Origin of the sequence: Pseudomonas sp. ADPe (assembly GCF_014843515.1) — a bacterium.
GTDB classification, from domain to species: Bacteria; Pseudomonadota; Gammaproteobacteria; order Pseudomonadales; family Pseudomonadaceae; genus Pseudomonas; species Pseudomonas citronellolis.
In genome coordinates this window covers 4633086-4650504 of record NZ_CP062122.1, presented here as the reverse complement: position 1 = coordinate 4650504, position 17419 = coordinate 4633086, and the positions used below count along the sequence as shown (strand labels likewise).

Genomic DNA, 17419 nt, shown 5'->3' with positions numbered 1-17419 from the left:
GCTCGCTCCTACACTCCCATCATCACTGCGACGTCCCCGCCGCCGGGAACACCCGCTGAATCCGGTCGGCCAGCGCCAACGCCCGCTCGCTCTTGGTGAACAGCAACAGATAGTCATGATCGGACTTCGCCGCCGGGGCGATGCGGTACTCCAGCGGCCCCTGCACCACCTGCTGGCCCACCGGCACGCGGAAGGTGGCCACGCATTCGAGCACGCCGCTGTCCGGGTCCTTCTCGAGGATGGCCGCGTCGCGCAGCTCCACGTCCTTGAGCAGGTCGCCGCGGCCGGACAGCGGGCCGTCGGTGAATACCTTCACCAACTGGTCGCGCATGTCCTTGCTGGCGCACACCTCCGCCTCCTTGCCGCCGCAGGCGCCGAGCAGCACCGCGAACCCGATCATTGGCAACAGCTTGTAGTTCATCATTCACCCATGGCGTGACTTGGTGGGAGTTGGAGTCACCGCCTGGGGAAAAATTCCCACGCCTCAGCGCTTTCCGTAATCCGTCCCACGCAATGCGAAGCGCGCAGCCAACCGCCGCGGCAGCCCCCAGTCGCGCTGCATGCCGGCCGCGGCCAGGAGGATGGCCGCCACGCCCAGCCACTGCACCAGGCCCAGGCGGTGGCCGAACACCACCCAGTCCACCAGGATCGCCGCCACCGGGTAGATGAACGACAGCGCGCCGGTCAGCGCCGTCGGCAGTTTCTGGATCGCGCCGTAGAGCAGCACGTACATCAGCCCGGTGTGGACGATGCCGAGGGTGGCCAGGCAGGCCCAGGCCGACGGCTGCTGCGGCAGCGCCGAGAGGTTGGCCAGGGGCGCCAGCAGCAACACGCCGCTGCACACCTGCACCAGTGCGATCACATGCGGAGGCACCGTCTGCAGGCGCTTGACGATCAGCGCGGCGAAGGCGTACAGCAGCGCCGCGCCCAGGGCCAGGGCGATGCCGCCCAGGTAGTCGCTGCCCGGCCCGCCGCTGCCGTGGGAGCTGACGATGGCCAGCATGCCGGCGAAGGACAGCCCCAGCCAGCCGAGCTTGCGCGCACTGAGCTTTTCGCCGAGGAACACCGCGGCCAGCAGCACCAGCATGAAGGGCTGGGTGTTGTACACCGCGGTGCCGATGGCGATGGACGCCCGCGAATAGGAGGCGAACAGCAGCACCCAGTTGCCGACGATGGCCACCCCGCTGAGCAGCGCCAGGCCGAAGGCGGAAAGGCTAAGCACGCCCGGGCGCAGCATCCCGAGCAGGGCGCAGGCGACCAGCAAGGTGGCGGCGCCGAACACGCAGCGCCAGAACACCACGTCCAGCACCGGCTGGCCGGACACCAGCACCAGCCAGCCGATGGTGCCGCAGATCAGCATGGCCGCGGTCATCTCCAGGGTGCCGCGTCGAAGGGACTTGTCCATGGGGCTTCCTCCTGCAAGGTGTGCCTACAGCATGACAAGGCGCCACCCCGCCCTTCCATCGCAAACGCAAGGCACTCTCGAAATACTGCCTTTACTATCAAGGCGTCTGCCCACAATCACCTAACGAGCCGAAGATGACCGACGAAATCGACCAGTTGCTGATCGCCGGCCTGATGGAAGACTCGCGCCTGTCGCTCAAGGCCCTGGCCCAGGTCAGCGGGCTGTCCGCGCCCAGCGTCGGCGAGCGCCTGCGCAAGCTGGAGGACCGCGGGGTGATCCGCGGCTACACCCTGGAGGTGGACCCGAAGGCCTTCGGCTACCTGCTGCAGGCCATCGTCCGCGTGCGCCCGCTGCCCGGCCGGCTGCACGAGGTGGAACGGCAGATCCAGGCCATCCCCGAGTTCACCGAGTGCGACAAGATCACCGGCGACGACTGCTTCGTCGCCCGCCTGTGCGTGCGCGACATGGAGCAGCTGGACACCCTGCTCGACCGCCTCAACGCCTACGCCGAGACCAGCACCGCCATCGTCAAGAAGACCCCGGTCAAGCGCCGCCTGCCGCCCATGGCCTGAGGCGGGCGCCGGCAGCAATAGGCAAGAATGCGGCAGCATCGAGCGCCGTCCTTCCAGGGCGCGGCGCCCATACTGGTGGCGTCCGCCGCTGCGCGAGGCAGCGGCGCCTTCCCTGCCCCCTCCCGAGGATTGCTCGCCATGCGCTACAGAAAGTTCGGCAACACCGGTCTGTTCGTCTCGGAACTCTGCCTGGGCACCATGACCTTCGGCGGCGAAGGCCAGCTGTGGAGCCAGATCGGCAAGCTGCAGCAGGCCGAGGCCGAGCAGCTGGTCGGCGCGGCCCTGGCGGCCGGCATCAACTTCATCGACACCGCCGACGTGTATTCCGAGGGCCGCTCCGAAGTCATCACCGGCCAGGCCCTGAAGAACCTCGGCGTGCCCCGCGAGGACGTGGTGATCGCCACCAAGGTGTTCGGCGAGACCGGCACCCGCGGCGCCAACTCCCGCGGCCTGTCGCGCTACCACATCGCCGGCGGCGTGCAGGCCAGCCTGGAGCGCCTGCAGCTGGACCACATCGACCTCTACCAGGTGCACGGCTTCGACCCGGCCACGCCGATCGAGGAAACCCTGCGCGCCCTCGACGACCTGGTGCGCCAGGGCCTGGTGCGCTACGTCGGCGTCTCCAACTGGGCGGCCTGGCAGATCATGAAGGCCCTGGGCACCGCCGAGCGCCTCGGCCTGGCCCGCTTCGAGTCGCTGCAGGCGTACTACAGCATCGCCGGCCGCGACCTGGAGCGCGAACTGGTGCCGCTGCTGCGCAGCGAGAAGGTCGGCCTGATGGTCTGGAGCCCCCTGGCCGGCGGCCTGCTCAGCGGCAAGTACGGCCGTGACCAGCAGGCCGAGGCCGGCAGCCGGCGCACCCAGTTCGACTTCCCGCCGGTGAACCGCGAACGCGCCTACGACTGCATCGACGCCATGCGCGGCATCGCCGAAGCCAAGGGCGTATCGGTGGCGCAGGTGGCCCTGGCCTGGCTGCTGCATCAGGAAGCGGTGACCAGCGTGATCATCGGCGCCAAGCGCCTGGAGCAGCTCGAGGACAACATCGCCGCCACCCAGGTCGAGCTGAACGCCGAAGAACTGGCCACCCTCGCCCAGGTCAGCGCGCTGCCGGCCGAATACCCCGGCTGGATGCTCGAACGCCAGGGCGAATACCGCCGCGGCCAGTTGGGCGGGCGCTGAGCAGGCGCTCTGCGCGCGATTCGCGGGCAGGGCCCCGGCCACCCCGGCGCCCTGCCCCGGCCTACCGCTCATGCGGAAATCCTGAGCATTCGCCGCCGTCGTCAGTCGCATCCATCAAGCAGGCCCCGCGCCTGCCTTTTCGCTTGCGCCCTTCCCACAGCAGAGGACTGACGACATGAGCGTGAACATCGACAACCTGACCATCGGCCTGCCCGTCCCCCGCTCGGCCACCAACCCGGTGGCCCTGGAGATCCCCGGCAGCCAGGCGCTGCAGCAGTACCCGGAGCTGGTCACACGCCTGCCCGACGGCAGCGTGCAGTTCACCGCGCCGACCCTCGGCGCATCCAGCAAGAGCACCCAGCGCACCCGCTGCGAATGGAAGGAGGCGAAGTACTGGCTGCTGGAAAGCGCGCGCGAGCACAGCAACCGCCAGGAGATGACGCTGACGCGGGTGAACTCGGCGCAGAAGGTGGTGATCTCGCAGATGCACGTGCTCAACGACGACAGCCCGGTGGTCAAGGTGTTCTGGAACAAGGGCAAGATCACCCTGGGCTTTCGTCAGCACTTCGACCAGCCCGACCCGGTGAACAGCACGGTGCTGGACAAGGTGCCGCTGGGCGCGCGCTTCAGCATCCTCATCCACGCCACCGCCTCGGCCGTGATCACGGTGCAGGCCAGCTGCGACGGGCGCACCTCCAACCTCGCGCCCATGACCCTCGACCCGGACTGGGCCGGCCACGCCTTCGACTTCCACGGCGGGGTGTACAACCAGGTCGACTACACCAGCGCCACCCTGGCCACGGACGGTTCGGTGTGCATCATCCATGACCTGCAGCTGAGCCACGTCTAGCGTGCGGCTTTGCTTCCGCGCCCGAACGCGGCAAGCTCGGGGGCCCAGCCAAGGAAACCGCCATGACCGCCCCTGAGCCCCAGCCCCGCCTCACCGGCGAGCACGCCGAACTCCTGCCCCTGGCCCGCGACCAGGCCGGCGAACTCCTCGCCGCGGCGGCCGACGGCGAGCTATGGAGCCTCAAGGTCACGGTGGTGCCGGGGCCGGACAGCCTCGACGCCTACCTGGACAAGGCCCTGGCCGGGCGCAACGCCGGCACCGTGCTGCCCTTCGCCATCCGCGACCGCCGCAGCGGGCGCATCGTCGGCAGCACGCGTTTCTGGAAGATCGACCGCGCCAACCGCAAGCTGGAGATCGGCCACACCTGGCTGGCCGCCTCGGCGCAGCGCACGGCGATCAACACCGAGGCCAAGTTCCTGCTGCTGGAATACGCCTTCGAAGTCATGCACTGCGTGCGCGTGCAGTTCACCACCGACGTGCTCAACGAGAAGTCCCGCGCCGCCCTCCTGCGCCTGGGCGCGGTGCAGGAGGGCATCGTCCGCCACGAGCGGATCATGCCCGACGGGCGCAAGCGCGACTCGGTGCGCTTCAGCATCATCGACGACGAATGGCCGGCGGTGAAGGCCGCGTTACTGGCGCGCCTGGGCCGCAGCTGAAGCTCAGCCACCGCGCCGAGCTCGACTCAGCCTGAGCAGAACAGGGACGGGCCAGCCTGCACAAATGCACCTGAAACCAATACCTGGGCGCAGCGAACGCGTTGCCGAACAAAGAAATGGCCACTAGCCACTATCAATGTTAGTCTGCGCCGCCACCAGCAAGTGGCGGTTTTGTGACATGACATGGAGTGACAGGATGTTCGTTAAACGCATTATCGCCGGGGCCGCGCTGATCGCCCTGTGCAGCGGCTGCGCCAGCGGCCTGAGCGCCCCACAGAAAGCCGAGTACGCCCGCTACGAGGCCAAGGGTCAACTGATCGAGGAGAAGAGCCCCGGAGCCGGCGCGGCACTTGGCCTGCTGCCGGGCGGCGGCTCCTTCTACGGTCGCGAGTACGGCTACGGCGTACTCAACCTGCTGCTGTGGCCGCTGTCGATCCTCTGGGACCCGGTCAGCGGCTATGACGCTGCCAAGTCGATCAACTACCAGGCCACCCGCGCCAACCTCGAGTCGAAGTCGGAAAAGGAACTCAGCGCTCTCGACGACCAATTGAAGAACGGCCAGATCGATCTCGCCGCCTACACACTGGAAAAGCGCAAGATCGACAAGAAATACGGCACCGACTGAACCGCCGCCTCAGCGCTTGCCAGCGCGCGCCAGGCAGCGCTGGTAGCGCTCGTCCACGCGCTGGGCGGCTCGGCGCTGCGCGAAGCCCTGGCGCCGCTGGCGCGCCAGGCCTTCGTCGGTGGCTTCAAGACGCTGCTGCAGGTGGCCGGCGTGGCAACGTTGACGTTCGCCGTACTGGTCAGGAGCTGCTGGGCAAGCCGTTGCCGGAGCTGGAAATCGCCCGGCCGGACGGCATTGCCTGAGCACTGTGATCGAATCTGCAAGCAACCGGAAAAGCCTCTCACCCAGCCAAGAAACCACCGACAGCCAAACCCTCGACAAAGGCATTTCCTGCCAGCCGGACTCATCCGAATGCTTGCAGGAGTTGCAACATGGGCCAGCGTTTCGTCGTTCGCAAGGACGACAGCACTACCACCGGCGGCCAGGTGCTCGCCGGCTCCCCTGACCTGATCATCGGCCATCGCCTCGCTGCGCGGCGCAACGACCCGGTGCGCTGTCCGAGATGTGGCAGCGTCGGGCTGATCGCAGAAGGCAACCCTACCTGGCTGGCCAACGGTGAACCGGTGGCCGGCCATGACCATGTAGTCAGCTGCGGCTGCCCGCCCGGCAGCCATCGACTGATCGCCAGCCAGACCCACACCCTGATGGCCGAGGAAAGCGTCGGCCTGGACTGGCAGCCGCCAGGCGAAATGGCCAGCGGCGTACACCTGCGCTTCCCCAGCCTGGAGGCCTTGCAGGCATTCCAGCAACTCGAGCTCGACGGCCAGGCCGTGCGAGTAGCCACTGACCAGGAAGAACCGGAAGAGGAAGACGAAGAAGAAGAGCTGGACGAGACGCCAGGCCTGACCCTGCGCCTGGCAGCCTTCTTCGACGGCACCGGCAACAACCTGGCCAACGCGGCACTGACCGAGCGCTGCCGCCAAGACGACCGTCAGCAGCTCGGCGAGGAAACCCTGCTGGACACCATCGCCATCTGCGAACGCTTCGGCTTCAGCGCCCCGGACGAGCATGGCGTCTTCCAGAGCCATCCGAATGACAGCTACGGGAATGCACCGAGCAATGTGGCCCTGCTATCTGAACTCTACCCAGACCATGCACGGGACCCACTAGAACCCGATGCCACCATGGCTTTCGTGCCTTTCTACATCGAAGGCATAGGCACCACCAGCGGCGCGCCGGACTCACGCGTCAGCCAAGCAACGGGGCTGGGAGAAACCGGCGTACTGCAACGCGTAATACAAAGCCCCGCAACGATCAAAGAGCAACTACGGCTGTTCATAAGAACCAACCCAGCCCCCCGTATAGCCCGTCTCGAATTCGACCTCTTCGGTTTCAGCCGCGGCGCGGCGGCAGCCCGCCACTTCGCCAACGAAGTGCTCAAGCCCGATGGCGGCATCCTGGGCGAAGTATTAAAGCCCGGGCAGTTCGGCCTGCTGGCGGATTTCGACTGGACTACCGACGTCCGCATCAACTTCATCGGCCTGTTCGATACCGTGGCCGCCATCGTCGACCCACTGCGCGGCGACTGGAGCCCAGCCAACGACCTCAACCCCGGCATCAACCTCTACCTGCCCCCCGGTTGCGCGCGCAAGGTCGTACAACTGACCGCGGCCGACGAACGCCGCTGGAACTTTCCCCTGACAAGCGTAGCCCCGCACCACCAGGAGATTTCCCTGCCCGGCGCACATTCGGACATCGGCGGCGGCTACCCGGCCCTGATGCAGGAGAAACTGTTGCTGAGCCGGCCACGCGCCACCCGGGTCAGCCCCAACATGCCCCTGGAACGCAGCTCGGTATGGCGGGAGGCCCAGCTTGAGGTCGCCCGGCTGGAACTGGACGGACTGCCCGGCGATGGCCAGATGGAGCCGGTCGGCTGGCATTTCCCCAACGCCAATGAACATGACGTGTCGCAAAGGGCGTTGGTTGCCATAGCCATTCAGCGTCGGGTACGAGGCGAACTGTCACGGGTGGCGCTTCGGGTGATGCGTGAATTGGCCTTACAACATGGTGCACCTTTCGACACTCTCAACGCCGAAGATCGCCGCTTTGAAATACCCGGCGAGCTTCACTCTATCGCCACCAAAATCCAGGCCTATGCCCAAGGCGCCCCTCTTCGCTTGAGCAAGGAAGACAATCGCCTGCTACGGATACGCTACATACACCTGTCGGCCCACTGGACTCCCAGCAGCGGAGTGATGGTCAACAAACCCGCACCGAATCGGCGGCTGTCCTATAGCAACAAACCGCAGCAGGGTTACCCGGAATGAGAAAGCTCCTATTCGTCCTAATTGCAGTCTCGCTTACTGGCTGCGCTACAAGCCAAGGTCGACCCAAGCTGCCCTACAACGCCTGGTCCGTCGGTATAGGTGCGCCGAAATACATGGAGGTCTGGGTCGAAAGTGTCGATGTGGTGGACAGACGCGGGCTGGCCTACGAACACGTACATGGGGGGGTCGTCGGCTACAGCGGAAGCCCTGTCGGCTGGCCCAAGAACGGCATGGGCAAATTGAAGCCGGTAACAGGCGTCGATCTGCCGGAAATCATCTTCATCCGCTGGCAGTCCCTCGTGGAACCCCAGACCTACAACGTGCGCATCAACATCCCGCAGTGGGTCCGCGATGAGATGCTCAAACCCCAGCAGGCCTACTGCCTGGGCGACAGGAGTTGGGTAACTGACTACCGCAAGATGATCTCCATCGGTATGGCCCCTGGCGGCATCGCCAAGGCCTGGGTCGGCGGCCCCTGCCTCGAGGAGAAGGAAATCGGGCGTTTCAAGGGAGTCATCGATAAGCGGGGCCCCTATGAAGGGCATTCAAAGGGGATCTATTACCGTCCGCCGACCGAAGCCGCCCAGGCCTATATCCGAGAACAAGGCATTCCCTATGACTCCTGGTAGCTACCCGAAGCCCCCCCTCCTTCAGACCTGCCTCCGATAACCGAAAGCCGCCTCGCTCAACGCCGGCAACACCACCCCGGCAGGCCCTTCCAGGCTGAACTGCCGCGGCCCGCGCACGCTCACCGGCTGCGGGTTGACGTGGGCGACCACGGCACCGCTTTCCGCGGCCAGTTGCGGAATCATCGCGGCGGGCTGGACCACGCCGGAGGTGCCGATGGAGAGCAGGCAGTCACAAGCCCTGGCGGCGGCGAAGGCTTCCTCCAATGCGGCTTCCGGGAGCATTTCACCGAACCACACCACGCCGGGGCGCACCCGCTCGCCGCAATGGACGCAGCGTGGTGGTTCCAGACGGCGGCCCTCTTCCGGTTCCCGCAGGCTCGTCGAAAGGCCGTCGTGGGCCCGGCCGCAGGCCACGCAGCGCGGCTGGTGCAGGCTGCCGTGCAGGTGGATCGCCGCCGGGCTGCCGGCGCGTTCGTGGAGGTCGTCGACGTTCTGCGTCACCAGGCTCAGGCGCGGTACCCGCGCGGCCAGTTCGGCGATGGCCCGGTGCGCCGGGTTGGGCTGCGCGGCCAGCACCTTCATGCGCCGCCATTCGTACCAGCCCCAGACCAGCGCCGGGTCTTCGGCGAAGGCTTCGGGGGTGGCCAACTGGGCGGGATCGAAGCGCTGCCACAGGCCACTCAGGGCATCGCGGAAGGTGGGGATGCCGCTCTCGGCGGAAACTCCGGCTCCGGTGAACACCACCAGGTGCCGCGCCTGGCGCAGGGCATCGAGCAGGACGGGAGGGAAGGATGCGGGCATACCGGGCGCCTCGTCGGGAGTGGGCCCGGGATTATTCGCGGCGCCGGGCGGCCTGCGCAAGGCGGCCTGCGGCGGTCAGCGCTTGCCAGCGCGCGCCAGGCAGCGCTGGTAGCGCTCGTCCACGCGCTGGGCGAACCAGGCGGTGGTGAGGTTGCGGGTGATCTTCGGGCTGTGCAGGGTGATGCCCGGCAGCACCGCCCGGGCCAGGGGCTTGCCTTCGTTCTTCTCGGCCAGGGCGAAGACCTTGGCGTAGAGCTTCGTCTCGCCGAATTCGGCGCGCTCGCCCTGCTCCAGGTCGCGGCGGATCTGGCTGTCGCTCAGGCCCAGGCGTGGGCCCAGGGTGCGCACCGCAAGCTCGGTGGCGCCGGCGGCGCTGGAGTCGTAGCGGATCAGGTCGCCGTCCAGCGCCAGCGGGATGCCGGTGGCCAGGCTCACCGCGCGCTGGAAGGCGGCGTTGCGGCTGGCGTACCAGCCGGCGTTGAAGTCGGCGAAGCGGTACAGCGGCCGCTGGTAGTCCGCCGGGTAGCCCAGCAGGTGGGCGATGCCGAAGTACATGCCGCCGCGGCGGCTGAACACCTCCTGGCGCACGCTGCCCTTCAGCGGGTACGGGTAGCCCTCGGCGTGCTGCTCGGCGAATGCCACGCCGACCTGCATGGGCCCGCCGGTGCGCACCGGGTTGAAGCGGCCGAACAGTTGCTGGCCGAGCGGCACCATGCCGATGAAGTCGTCGAAGATGGCGCTCAGCTCGCGCTCGCTGCGCACCGCGTCCAGGCGCTGGCTGTAGCTCTTGCCGGTGGGCGACTTCAGCGCCAGCGCGGCGTCGAGCAGGAAGCTGGGGACGTGCAGGCGCGCGGCGCGCTTCTGCATCTCGCCGCGGGCGATGCGGCCCAGGCCCGGCACCTGCGGGTCGGCCTGGAAGTTGGATTCCTGCTCGGTGATCGCCAGCACCGAGCAGAGGTTCTCGGTGCTCGGGCGGATGCGCTGGGCGGCGAAGGCCGCCTGGATGTCCGTGGCCCAGCCGCTGCGGTCGCTCACCTTGGCCGGCAGCAACTGCGCCAGGGTGGCGCGCACCTGCGCCGGCGTCGGCTCCGGCGCCTGACGGGCGGACTGCGAGCTGCAGCCGGCCAGGGCCAGCAGGCCGAGGGCGATGCCCAGGGCGCGCCAGGGCATTTTGGCGGGACGGGCGAGCACAATGGCGATGGCGGACATGGACGCTTCCTGACGACGAGACGCCGCGACCATCGCAGAAATGCCCTTTCCAGGCCAGCCCAACGCGCCGACTTGCAGGCCCCTGGCCAGCCTCTAAGCTCGAATTCATGACCCCCGGATTCGAGGTGAACGATGGACATCAAGGAACTCCGCAAGCAGGGCAAGGACGCCCGCGACAAGTGCCCGCGCAGCAGCCACTCCGAACCCGGGAAGATCGATCGCGACCCGTTGCCGCTGATCGAAGCCTCCAGCGCCGGCCGCGTGCAGTCGCTGGTGGCGCTGCGCTACGGGCGCATGCTGGTGTCGCCCTTCACCTTCTTCCGCGGCAGCGCCCTGCTCCAGGCCCACGACCTCTCGGGCACCCCGGACATGGGCATGGAATTGCCGATCTGCGGCGACTGCCACCTGATGAACTTCGGCGGCTTCGCCTCCCCCGAGCGCAACCTGCTGTTCAACGTCAACGACTTCGACGAGGTCCACCCCGGCCCCTGGGAATGGGACCTCAAGCGCCTGGTGGCGAGCTTCCTGATCGCCGCCCGCGACCTGCGCCACGGCGAGACCGTGGAAGAGAACGCCTGCCACGAGTTGGTCGCCTCCTACCAGCAGAACATGGCCGAGTGCGCCGAGATGGGCGCCCTGGAGCTGTGGTACGGGCGCATCGACTACGAGGTGGCGCTGGAGCAGGAGAAGGAAAAGGACCTGCGCGAACACGTGCAGCGCGCCATCGAGAAGGCCAACCGTCGCACCCACGCCGAGCTGCTGCCGAAGATCGCCGAGCGCGACGCCAAGGGCCGCCTGCAGATCCGCGACGACCTGCCGGAGATCTTCCACCTGCACGCTTCGACCTCGCTGCTGGACAAGGACGACGACTGGATGGACCTGGAGCACTGGCAGGACCTGCACGACACCTTCATGCGCGACTACCGCGCCACCCTGCAGGCCGACCGCCGCGACCTGCTGGACCGCTTCGAGGTGCAGGACCTGGTGTTCAAGGTGGTGGGCGTGGGCAGCGTCGGCACCCGCTGCCTGGTGGCGCTGCTGATCGACGCCCAGGAACAGCCGCTGTTCCTGCAGTACAAGGAAGCCCGTCCCTCGGTGCTGGCCGGCTACGTGCGCAGCAAGCTGCGCACCCGCCACCAGGGCCAGCGGGTGGTGGACGGCCAGCGCCTGATGCAGTCGGCCAGCGACCTCTTCCTCGGCTGGACCACCGGCCCCGGCGGCCGCCACTTCTACGTGCGCCAGCTGCGTGACATGAAGGTCTCGGCGGAACTGGAGACCTTCGACGAAAACGCCTTCCTCGCCTACGCCCGCGTGTGCGGCCGGGCCCTGGCCTGCGCCCACGCCAAGTCCGGCGGCCAGGCGGCGCGGATCGCCGGCTACATCGGCAAGAGCGATGCGCTGAACGATGCGCTGGTGCATTACGCCAAGGCTTACGCGCTGCAGAACGAGCGGGACTTCGAGCGGTTCCAGCGCGCTTGCCGCAAGGGGCAGCTGGAGGCGCGTTCGGAGGCGGATTTCGTCGCGGATCGGATGCCGTAGGGCGTATAACCGTTCGCGGTTATAGGCCGCTACACGAAGCCACAGCCAACGCCAAGGTCAGCCTCGGAGCCGCCGGGAACCAAAGCGTTCTACCGGGCAGGTTTGGTGTGCACCCTCAAGAGCGCCCTCTCCCTAACCCTCTCCCTGAAGGGAGAGGGGACCGTTGGGCAGATACTGATACTTCGGCGTTAGCCGGCTAGCACAGTGATTACCGGCTGAAACCATTCCTCCTCTCGGCACGGACAAGCCCCCTCTCCCTTCAGGGAGAGGGCTGGGGAGAGGGGGCCGGAATCCCTCTGATACTCCATCGCCGAAGGTAGACACCATTCGCGAGCAAGCTCGCTCCTACGAAAAGCGCCATAGCGTAGGGCCGTTCGCGGTTATACGCCGTTAGATCAGGCTCACCCCTCCAGCGACTCCGTCCCCAGCTCGTTCCACACTTCCTCCGCCAGGTGGAAGGTGGCGTTGGCCGCCGGGATGCCGCAGTAGATCGCGCTCTGCAGCAGCACTTCCTTGATCTCCTCGCGGCTCACGCCGTTGTTGCGGGCGGCGCGCAGGTGCAGTTTCAGTTCGCCTTCGCGGTTCATGCCGATGAGCATGGCGATGGTCACCAGGCTGCGGGTGTGGCGCGGCAGGCCGGGGCGGGTCCAGATGTCGCCCCAGGCGTGGCGGGTGATCATTTCCTGGAATTCTTCGTTGAAGGCGGTGCGGTTCTGCAGGCTGCGGTCGACGTGGGCGTCGCCCAGCACCGCGCGGCGGACCTGCATGCCGGCTTCGTAGCGTTGTTTCTCGTCCATCGGGTTCTCTCTCGCTTGTCTGTCGCGCCTCAGCCGAGGCGCGCGTGTTCTTCCAGGGCGCGTTCCACCCAGCGGCGGCACTGGCCCAGGTAGTGGGCCGGATCCAGCAGCCGATCCAGCTCGGCTTCGCTCAATTGCGCGCAGACCTCGGCGTTGCCGCCCAGCACCTGGCGCAGGTGCGCGCCTTCGGCCACGGCCTGGCGGCAGCATTGCTCCACCAGGTGGTGCGCGGCGTCGCGGCCGATGCGCCGGGCCAGGGCGATGCTCACCGCCTCGGCCAGCACCAGGCCGCGGGTCAGGTCGAGGTTGCGGGCCATGCGCTGGGCGTCCACTTCCAGGCCCGGCACCACCAGCAGCGCCTGCTGCAGTGCGCCGGAGACCAGGCAGCAAAGCTCCGGCAGGCTTTCCCATTCGGCATGCCACAGGCCGAGGCTGCGCTCGTGCTCCTGGGGCATCGCGCTCAGCATCGTCGCCACCAGGCCCGGCGCGCGGGTGGCGGCGCCGATCAGCACGGCGGCGCCCACCGGGTTGCGCTTGTGCGGCATAGTCGAGGAGCCGCCCTTGCCCGGCGCGGAAGGTTCGAAGACTTCGCCGGCCTCGGTCTGCATCAGCAGGCTGAGGTCGCGGCCGAGCTTGCCCAGGCTGCCGGCCACCAGGCCGAGCCAGGCGGCGAATTCGACGAGGCGGTCGCGCTGGGTGTGCCAGGGCTGTTCCGGCAGTTGCAGGCGCAGTTCCTCGGCCAGCGCCTCGGCCACGGCGAAGCCGTCGTCGCCCAGCGCCGCCAGGCTGCCGGAGGCGCCGCCGAACTGCAGGCTGAGCAGGCGCGGCTTGAGTTCGGCCAGGCGCTCGCGGTGGCGGGTGACCGCGCCGAGCCAGCCGGCGATCTTCATGCCCAGGGTCACCGGCGTGGCGTGTTGCAGCCAGGTGCGCCCGGCCATGGGTAGGTCGGCGTGCTGGCGCGCCTGTTCGGCCAGGGCCGCGCCCAGCCGCGCCAGGTCGTCTTCCAGCAGGCCGACGGCGGCGCGCAGTTGCAGCACCAGGCCGCTGTCCATGGCGTCCTGGCTGGTGGCGCCGAAGTGCACATAGCGCTCGGCTTCCACGTCCGTCGCTGCGATCTGGCGACCCAGCGCCTTGGCCATGGGGATGGCCGAGTTGCCGGCGCTGCAGATGGCCGTGGCCAGGGCGTCGAAGTCGTACAGCTCGGCGCGACAGGCGGCCTCGATGGGCACCACCGCGCTGGCCGGGATCACCCCGCAGCGCGCCTCGGCGCGGGCCAGGGCGGCCTCGAAGTCGAGCATGCCCTGCAGGCGCGCGCGGTCGCAGAACAGCTCGCGCATCGCCGGCTGGGTGAAGTAGGCGTCGAAAAGTCGGTTGCTCACGCAAGGGCTCCAGTTTTCTTCGTCATCAGGCACAGCCTACGCCATGCCGTGAACGCCGACGGGCGGACCGCTCGCGCGGACCGCCCGTTCAGGCGTCGGAACGCATCAGAAATCGAAGAACACCGTCTCGCCTTCGCCCTGGATGCGGATGTCGAAACGATAGGCCAGCTGGCCGTTCACTTCGCAGCGGCGGGCCACCAGGGTCTCGCGGCGCGGCGCCTGTTCGATCAGGTTGAGCACCGGGTCCTTGGCGTTGGCCTCGGCCTCGTCCTCGAAGTACAGGCGCGTCTGCAGGTGGATGTTGATGCCGCGGGCGAACAGCGACACGTTGATGTGCGGCGCCTGCGGGCGGCCATCGGCGGCCTTGGTCACGCCCGGCTTGATGGTCTTCAGCGTCCACTCGCCGGCATCGAAGGTGGTGGCGGTGCGGCCGAAGCCGTTGAACGCCTTCTCGGCGTCGTAGCGGCTGTCGTAGTTGCCTTCGTGGTCGGCCTGCCAGAACTCCAGGAAGGAGTCGCGCACCAGGTGGCCGTTGCCGTCGTAGACGTGGCCCAGCAGCAGGATGTGCTCGCCGGCGGCGCCGGGCTTGGCCATCTGGTTCCAGATTTCCAGGTCGCGGGTCGGGTTGCCGGCCGCTTCCAGGGCCAGGCCGATGTGCACGTAGGGGCCGGCGGTCTGCGAGGGGGTTTCGGGGAGCAGTTGAACGGGCATGGCGAAGCTCCTCAGCGATTTTCGAAGTGGGTCTGGCGCTGGCCGCGCAGGACGATGTCGAAGCGGTAGGCCAGGCAATCCATGGGGTTGGCCATGCCCATGTCCAGGCGCGCGATCAGGCTCTGCACCGCCTCGGGGTTGGCGATCGACTTGACGATGGGGCACATCGGGATCAGCGGGTCGCCCTCGAAGTACAGCTGGGTGATCAGCCGGGTGGCGATGGACGGGCCGCTGATGGAGAAGTGGATGTGCGCCGGGCGCCAGTCGTTGGGGCCGTTGCGCCACGGGTAGGGGCCGGGCTTGATGGTGCGGAAGATGTAGCGGCCGTCGCTGTCGGTGATGGCGCGGCCGACGCCGCCGAAATTCGGGTCCAGCGGCGCCAGGTAGCGGTCGTTCTTGTGCCGGTAGCGGCCGCCGGCGTTGGCCTGCCACATTTCCACCAGGGTGTTGGGCACCGGCTTGCCGTACTGGTCGACGACGCGGCCGTGGACGACGATGCGCTCGCCGATGGGCAGGGCGCCGGTGTTGAAGTTGAGCAGCAGGTCGTTGTCGTGCTCGCCGAACTTCAGGTGCGAGAAGTCCGGGCCGGTGGTCTCGGAGATCGACTGCGGGATGCTCACCAGCGCCTGGCGCGGGGAGCGGGCGACGGAGGTCTTGTAGTCGGGGGTGAGGGCTTTGGGGTGCCAGTTGCGGTCACGGATGACGAACCGGCTGCTGTCCACTTCGGACATGACGGTCTCCTGTTGTTGGAGTTATAGGAGCCTGTAGAGCACCAGGCATGTGCTCCGCAGTTTCCGCCAGCTCGACGCGCAGGAAAATTGAAAAGCTGCCCGCCACCCTTAACCAAATGGTTATGGATAAACCCCTTCGCGGTATTCCTGCCCCACCTCGCGCAGCACCTCCTGGCACCAGTGCGCACCGAGGGACAGCGGCAGCGAGGCGTTGCTGCAGATGCCCACCGAGCCGCCGGCCTCCTGCAACTGCGGCGCCAGCTCGGCCAGCTCGCCCTTGCCCAGGGCCGCGCGCACCGCGTCCAGCGGCGCCATCCACACCGCGTCGCTGTCGTCGACGTAGCGCCGGCTCAGGCTCAGCGAGAGGGTTTCCAGGCGCCGCGACGACTGGCGCAGGCCGTGCTCGACGAACAGGCTGTCGACGCGCTTGCGGATGGTGGTGCCGGCGGTGGGCAGCACCAGCGGGTATGCCTCCAGCTCCGCCGCGTCCAGCGGCCGTCCCAGCAGCGGGTGGCCGGCGCGCACCACCAGAGTCAGCGGCTCGTTGTACAGGTGTTCGAAGGTCAGGCCCTGGATCTGCGGGCTGTCGGTCATGCGCCCGACCACCAGGTCCAGCTCGCCGACGCGCAGTTGCGAGAGCAGGTGCGCGCTGGGCCCGGTGACCACGCTGACCACCAGCGCCCCGTGGCGCGCGTGCAGGCGCCGCACCACTTCCGGGAGGAAGGCGCCCTCCACGGTGGAAAGTACGCCCAGGCGCGCGCTGCTGGCCGCGTATTCGCCGCCGCGCAGGCTCTCCACGCCGTCGCGCAGGGCCTGCACGCAGGGCCCGGCATAGCGCAGGAAGGCGATGCCGGCCTCGGTCAGCACGGCGCCGCCCTTGCCGCGCTCGAACAGGCTGGCGTCGAGCACCTCTTCCAGCTCCTTGAGCGTCTTCGACACCGCCGGCTGGCTCACCGCCAGGCGGTCGGCGGCGCGCGCCAGGCTGCCCAGGCGGGCCACTTCGAGGAAGCACAGCAGGTGGCGGAACTTGATGCGTGAGTCGATGTTCATCGGTTACCCCGGAAGGCCCTGGGCGACTGCCCGGTGCCGCGCTTGAAGAATCGCGAGAAGTACGCCGGCTCCGAGAAGCCCAGCTGGTCGGAGACTTCCTGCACGGTCATGTCCGTGTACACCAGGTTGCGCTTGGCCTCCAGCAGCAGGCGCTGGCTGATCAGCTGCAGCGCCGAGACGCCGGCCAGGCGCCGGCACAGGGCGTTGAGGTGCGCCGCGCTGATGCCCAGGCGCTCGGCGTAGCGCTCGATCGGCAGGTGCTCGCGCAAGTGTTTCTCCACCAGCCGGCGGAACGCCTGCAGGTGCTCGCGGCCACGGTCCGGCGCGGCGCTGGCGGCGTGGCTGGCCTGCAGGTGGCGGCGGCCCAGCCACACCAGCAGGGCGCTGACCAACGAGCGCAGCATCAGCTCGCGGCCCGGCTCCTGGCGGGAATATTCGCGCTCGATGGAGTCGAACAGGGTGCTCAGGTAGCGCTCGTCCTCGCCCACCGCGTAGCACTGCGGCTGCTCCAGCACGGCGCGGTCGAACTGGCGCAGCAGTTCCTCGGCGAAGGGCTGGGCCAGGCTGAGGACGTAGCCGTCGATCTGCGCGGTGAAGCGGAAGCCGTGCACGCACAGGGGCGGCGAGACCTGCACTGTGGCCTCGCGCACGCGGGTGACGCTGCCCTCCACTTCCAGCTCGGCCTCGCCGGCGCGCACGTAGAGCAGTTGCACCAGGTCGGCGTGGCGGTGCGGGCGGATCTCCCAGTCGTAGAGGCTGCTGCGCGATGGGATGGTCTCGCAGTGCAGGGGGTCGGGTGTCGGCCAGGCGTGGGTCTCGCCGTAGAGCTGGAACACCGGGACCGGATTCGAAGCGGGCGTCTTGTGCATTTATAGGCCGCCGGGGCTATCCACGAAAAATCCAGGTTATCTGTTGGATATTGCCTTCTGCGCGGCGATTCATCCACCAAAAATGCAGGTGCCAATAACAACTACGCGGCCAGGGGGCGTGCCTACGACCAGGCCCCGGCCCGCGACGAC

At 68.0% G+C, this 17419-nt stretch carries 19 protein-coding genes; 8 read left to right on the top strand and 11 right to left on the bottom strand.

All coding sequences use genetic code 11. The annotated features are described in order from the left end of the window. Positions 1-22: 22 nt before the first annotated feature. Complete coding sequence (locus IG194_RS21125) at positions 23-424, bottom strand: hypothetical protein (protein WP_082996198.1); 402 nt, start codon at positions 422-424, stop codon at positions 23-25. Positions 425-484: 60 nt separating this feature from the next. Then, positions 485-1405, bottom strand: a complete 921-nt coding sequence (locus IG194_RS21120) for a DMT family transporter (RefSeq protein WP_058488655.1) — start codon at positions 1403-1405, stop codon at positions 485-487. Between the two features lie 134 nt (positions 1406-1539). Here IG194_RS21120 and IG194_RS21115 point away from each other — a divergent pair, with 134 nt between their 5' ends. From IG194_RS21115 to IG194_RS21095, 5 genes are all read left to right on the top strand, one after another. Then, positions 1540-1977, top strand: coding sequence for an Lrp/AsnC family transcriptional regulator (locus tag IG194_RS21115; RefSeq protein ID WP_058488654.1), 438 nt, complete (start codon positions 1540-1542; stop codon positions 1975-1977). Positions 1978-2115: 138 nt separating this feature from the next. Then, a complete protein-coding gene (locus tag IG194_RS21110; protein ID WP_058488653.1) occupies positions 2116-3156 on the top strand; it encodes an aldo/keto reductase in 1041 nt (346 codons plus the stop codon). Positions 3157-3331: 175 nt separating this feature from the next. Then, positions 3332-4006, top strand: coding sequence for a polysaccharide lyase family 7 protein (locus tag IG194_RS21105; RefSeq protein WP_058488652.1), 675 nt, complete (start codon positions 3332-3334; stop codon positions 4004-4006). Between the two features lie 62 nt (positions 4007-4068). Beyond that, positions 4069-4662 carry a GNAT family N-acetyltransferase gene (locus tag IG194_RS21100; protein WP_058488651.1) on the top strand — a complete coding sequence of 198 codons (594 nt, stop codon included), beginning with the start codon at positions 4069-4071 and terminating at the stop codon, positions 4660-4662. 196 nt (positions 4663-4858) lie between these two features. Next, on the top strand, positions 4859-5287 hold the full coding sequence (locus IG194_RS21095) for a hypothetical protein (RefSeq protein WP_058072709.1): 429 nt from the start codon (positions 4859-4861) through the stop codon (positions 5285-5287). A gap of 9 nt (positions 5288-5296) precedes the next feature. Here IG194_RS21095 and IG194_RS21090 read toward each other — a convergent pair whose 3' ends face one another. After that, on the bottom strand, positions 5297-5533 hold the full coding sequence (locus tag IG194_RS21090) for a hypothetical protein (RefSeq protein WP_160329404.1): 237 nt from the start codon (positions 5531-5533) through the stop codon (positions 5297-5299). A 125-nt stretch (positions 5534-5658) separates the two neighbouring features. Between IG194_RS21090 and IG194_RS21085 the strand changes: the two genes are divergently transcribed. Continuing rightward, positions 5659-7554: a PAAR domain-containing protein gene (locus IG194_RS21085; protein WP_043272430.1), complete on the top strand. Its 1896-nt coding sequence runs from the start codon at positions 5659-5661 to the stop codon at positions 7552-7554. Then, positions 7551-8183, top strand: a complete 633-nt coding sequence (locus IG194_RS21080; protein WP_043272429.1) for a DUF2931 family protein — start codon at positions 7551-7553, stop codon at positions 8181-8183. The genes IG194_RS21085 and IG194_RS21080 overlap by 4 nt, the downstream gene beginning before the upstream one ends. Positions 8184-8204: 21 nt before the next feature. Here the strand turns inward: IG194_RS21080 and IG194_RS21075 are convergent, their stop codons facing one another. Continuing rightward, complete coding sequence (locus IG194_RS21075; RefSeq protein ID WP_058488650.1) at positions 8205-8984, bottom strand: SIR2 family NAD-dependent protein deacylase; 780 nt, start codon at positions 8982-8984, stop codon at positions 8205-8207. A 75-nt stretch (positions 8985-9059) separates the two neighbouring features. Further along, on the bottom strand, positions 9060-10154 hold the full coding sequence (locus tag IG194_RS21070) for a DUF1615 domain-containing protein (RefSeq protein WP_058489725.1): 1095 nt from the start codon (positions 10152-10154) through the stop codon (positions 9060-9062). Between the two features lie 171 nt (positions 10155-10325). Here IG194_RS21070 and IG194_RS21065 point away from each other — a divergent pair, with 171 nt between their 5' ends. Then, the gene (locus IG194_RS21065) at positions 10326-11732 is read left to right on the top strand and encodes a DUF2252 domain-containing protein (protein ID WP_058488649.1); all 1407 of its coding nucleotides are present in this window, start codon (positions 10326-10328) and stop codon (positions 11730-11732) included. Between the two features lie 401 nt (positions 11733-12133). On the opposite strand, the gene pcaC is transcribed toward IG194_RS21065, so the two are convergent. From pcaC to IG194_RS21035, 6 genes are all read right to left on the bottom strand, one after another. Further along, a complete protein-coding gene (gene pcaC / locus IG194_RS21060) occupies positions 12134-12529 on the bottom strand; it encodes a 4-carboxymuconolactone decarboxylase (RefSeq protein ID WP_058072711.1) in 396 nt (131 codons plus the stop codon). 29 nt (positions 12530-12558) lie between these two features. Then, on the bottom strand, positions 12559-13908 hold the full coding sequence (locus tag IG194_RS21055; protein ID WP_058488648.1) for a 3-carboxy-cis,cis-muconate cycloisomerase: 1350 nt from the start codon (positions 13906-13908) through the stop codon (positions 12559-12561). A 105-nt stretch (positions 13909-14013) separates the two neighbouring features. Further along, positions 14014-14619, bottom strand: coding sequence for a protocatechuate 3,4-dioxygenase subunit alpha (gene pcaG / locus IG194_RS21050; protein ID WP_009618058.1), 606 nt, complete (start codon positions 14617-14619; stop codon positions 14014-14016). Positions 14620-14630: 11 nt separating this feature from the next. Next, a complete protein-coding gene (pcaH, locus tag IG194_RS21045) occupies positions 14631-15350 on the bottom strand; it encodes a protocatechuate 3,4-dioxygenase subunit beta (protein ID WP_058072712.1) in 720 nt (239 codons plus the stop codon). Positions 15351-15470: 120 nt separating this feature from the next. Continuing rightward, positions 15471-16400 carry a pca operon transcription factor PcaQ gene (gene pcaQ / locus IG194_RS21040; protein WP_009618054.1) on the bottom strand — a complete coding sequence of 310 codons (930 nt, stop codon included), beginning with the start codon at positions 16398-16400 and terminating at the stop codon, positions 15471-15473. After that, positions 16397-17269 carry a helix-turn-helix domain-containing protein gene (locus tag IG194_RS21035; protein WP_058072713.1) on the bottom strand — a complete coding sequence of 291 codons (873 nt, stop codon included), beginning with the start codon at positions 17267-17269 and terminating at the stop codon, positions 16397-16399. Before IG194_RS21035 ends, pcaQ begins: the two co-directional genes overlap by 4 nt. Positions 17270-17419 lie beyond the last annotated feature (150 nt).